Source organism: Actinomadura geliboluensis, assembly GCF_005889745.1.
Lineage (GTDB): Bacteria > Actinomycetota > Actinomycetes > Streptosporangiales > Streptosporangiaceae > Spirillospora > Spirillospora geliboluensis.
In genome coordinates this window covers 1-3,011 of record NZ_VCKZ01000647.1, presented here as the reverse complement: position 1 = coordinate 3,011, position 3,011 = coordinate 1, and the positions used below count along the sequence as shown (strand labels likewise).

General features: G+C 68.9%; 3 protein-coding genes. 2 read left to right on the top strand and 1 reads right to left on the bottom strand.

The genetic code is table 11. The features are described from left to right. A partial coding sequence (locus ETD96_RS42975; RefSeq protein WP_138642222.1) for a DJ-1/PfpI family protein occupies positions 1-809 on the bottom strand: 809 nt, incomplete at its 3' end. Between the two features lie 71 nt (positions 810-880). Between ETD96_RS42975 and ETD96_RS42970 the strand changes: the two genes are divergently transcribed. Next, complete coding sequence (locus ETD96_RS42970) at positions 881-1,204, top strand: cupin domain-containing protein (protein WP_138642221.1); 324 nt, start codon at positions 881-883, stop codon at positions 1,202-1,204. Positions 1,205-1,306: 102 nt separating this feature from the next. Continuing rightward, entirely contained in the window at positions 1,307-2,881 is a 1,575-nt protein-coding gene (locus ETD96_RS42965; protein WP_138642220.1) for an acyl-CoA synthetase, read from the top strand. Positions 2,882-3,011 lie beyond the last annotated feature (130 nt).

The following is a 3,011-nucleotide window of genomic DNA, read 5'->3' as shown; positions in this document are numbered from 1 at the left end:
AGTAGGTGCTGGGCTGCGGCTATGCGTTGGGACAGGAGCCACTGGCCTGGGGGTGTGCCCAGCTGGTCGGTGAAGCGGCGGGCCAGGGTTCGGGGGGAGACGCCTGCTTGGGCGGCTAGGGCGTCGACTGTTAGGGGTTTGTGCAGGTTCTGTGTTGCCCAATCGAGGAGTGGTCCTAGGGAACCCTCGAACTGGGTCGGGTGCGGTGGGGCCGCGTACTGGAGTTGGCCGCCCTCGCGGTGTGGGGGCATGACCATGCTTCTTGCCACGTGCGCGGCGTAGCCGGCGCCCTGGTCGGTGCGGAGCAGGTGCAGGCACAGGTCAATTCCGGCGCCCGCGCCTGCGCTGGTGGCCACGTCGTTGTCGTGCACGTAAAGGACGTTCTTGTCGACCTGAACGGACGGGAACCACGAGGCCAAGTCGTCTGTGCGTGCCCAGTGCGTGGTTGCTCTGTGGCCGTCCAGGAGGCCCGTGTGCGCCAAGGCGAAGGCGCCGGTGCAGATGCTGGTCATGCGGGTTCCGCGGGCGTGTGCCTTGCGGAGCGCCTCGGTCAGGGCGGGGGAGGGTTTCTCCGCTACTGGTAGCCAGCCTGGGATGACGACGGTGTCGGCCTCGTCCAGCATCTCCAGGCCGTTGGGCACCACGAGGTCGTACCCGGCGCTGGTGGTGATCTGGCCCGGGTGCTCCGCGCACACGTCGAACGTGTAGCGGGGGTCCAGGCCGGGGCGTCTCGTGCCGAACACGTCCGCGGCGCAGCCGAGTTCGAACGTCGACTGGTGCGGGCGGACCAGCGCCACGACGCGGTGCATGGCAGGAAAGTACCGCAAGACGTCTTTTCTGACACTCGGCGAGGGCGGTGGCGGGCGGCCAGGGTGGTGCCATGACTACCGAACAGCCTGGATATGTGTGGTCGGCGGTGCAGGACGCCCCCGTTCGCGAGATCTTCCCCGGGATCCGGGTTCGGCCGCTGTGGTCCGGAGGCGCGGCGAAGGCGGCGGTGCTGGAGATGGATCCGGGCAGCCGGTGGGAGGGCGTGGACGTGCACGCGCCCGGTCCGGAGGAGGTCTTCGTCGTCTCCGGCGTCTTCAACGACGGAGAGCGCGACTATCCCGCCGGCTCCTTCATCCACGCCCCTGCCGGGTCGAGCCATGTGCCGCAGTCGGTGGAGGGCTGCACGCTCTTCCTGTTCTATCCGGAGGGGTGACCGGCTTTCGGGTGTCTCCTATACCCCCTTTTGGGGGTGGCGGGTGGGGTTCGGGTGTGGTTTCATCACGGCTCACCTGGGACTTTGCGGGAGGGGCGGTCTATGTCCGACTCGGTGGCTCGTGCTCGGCAGCACTCGGTGGGGGATCTGCTGCATCGGACCGCGCGGCGGTATCCGGGGAAGCTCGCCGTGGTCAGCGGGGAGCTCCGGGTCACCTACGCGGAGTTCGACGTCGCGGTCAACCGGGCGGCGCACGCGCTGGCGGCGCGGGGGCTCGCCAAGGGGGACCGGCTCGCGCTGCTCAGCCACAACTGCTGGCAGTACGCCGTGATCGCGTTCGCCACGGCCAAGCTCGGTGTGGTGCTCGTGCCCGTCAACTTCATGCTCAACGCCGACGAGGTCGCCTACATCGTCGGGCACTCGGGGGCGTCCGGGATCATCGCGGAGGACGCGCTCGCCCCGACGGCGGAGAAGGCGCTCGCGACCGCCGGAGTCGAGGGCGGTGTGCGGGGATGGATCGGGCTCTCCGGAGCTCCGGCGGGCGACGGCTGGGAGGACGTCGACGCCTGGTGGTCGGCCGGGCCCGAAGTGGCGCCGGACGTCCTCGTCGCGGACGATGATCCGCTGCGGCTCATGTACACGTCGGGGACCGAGTCGCGGCCCAAGGGTGTGATGCTCTCCAGCCGCTCCCTGATCTCCCAGTACGTCAGCTGCGTCATCGACGGCGAGATGAGCCCGGACGACGTCGAGGTGCACACGCTGCCGATGTACCACTGCGCGCAGCTCGACTGCTTCTTCTCGGTCGACGTCTACCTGGGGGCGACCAGCATCATCCTGCCGTCGCCGGAGCCCGGTGCGCTGCTGGAGACGATCGAGCGGGAGAAGGTCACCAAGCTGTTCTGCCCGCCTACGGTGTGGATCTCGCTGCTGCGGCACCCCGACTTCGAGCGGCGCGACTTGTCGAGCCTGCGGAAAGGCTATTACGGGGCCTCGCCCATGCCGGTCGAGGTGCTGCGGGAGCTGCTGCGGCGGCTGCCGGGGGTGCGGCTGTGGAACTTCTACGGGCAGACCGAGATGGCGCCGCTCGCGACCATCCTGCGGCCCGAAGAGCAGCTTGAGCGGGCCGGCAGCGCGGGGCGTGCGGGCATCAACGTCGAGACCGTCGTCGTCGACGACGACGGGAACCCCGTGGCGGCGGGGGAGATCGGCGAGATCGTCCACCGGAGCCCGCACGCGGCCCTCGGGTACTACCGGGACGAGGAGAAGACGGCGGAGGCGTTCCGCGGCGGGTGGTTCCACTCGGGCGACCTCGGGGTCATGACGGAGGACGGCTACCTGTCCGTCGTCGATCGCAAGAAGGACATGATCAAGACGGGTGGGGAGAACGTCGCCAGCCGGGAGGTCGAAGAGGCGATCTACGAGCTGGACGGCGTGGCGGAGGTCGCCGTCTTCGGCATCAGCCATCCGCACTGGATCGAGGCCGTCACCGCCGTCGTCGTGCCCAAGGCGGGGTCGGAGCTCAGTGTCGAGGACGTCGTCGCTCATGCTCGGGAGCGGCTCGCCCCCTACAAGCGGCCCAAGTACGTCGTGCTCGCCGATGCCCTGCCCAAGAACCCCAGCGGCAAGATCCTCAAGCGGGAGCTGCGCGCTCAGCACGCCGAGCTGGCTCAGTCCTAGGTGCAATGCCGGGAAGTTAAGGGTCTTCGGCTGTTGTCGAGTTGGTCGGGGTGAGGATGTCGATGGCGATGGTGGCCTGGTAGGTGGTTCGGTCGATGGCCGGGCCGCGGGCGTTGTACTTGGAGATCGC

What these genes read in the sequence shown, in the direction of transcription:
- ETD96_RS42965 (WP_138642220.1), top strand. Translation starts at nt 1,307, where the DNA reads ATGTCCGACTCGGTGGCTCGTGCTCGGCAGCACTCGGTGGGGGATCTG.
- ETD96_RS42970 (WP_138642221.1), top strand. Translation starts at nt 881, where the DNA reads ATGACTACCGAACAGCCTGGATATGTGTGGTCGGCGGTGCAGGACGCC.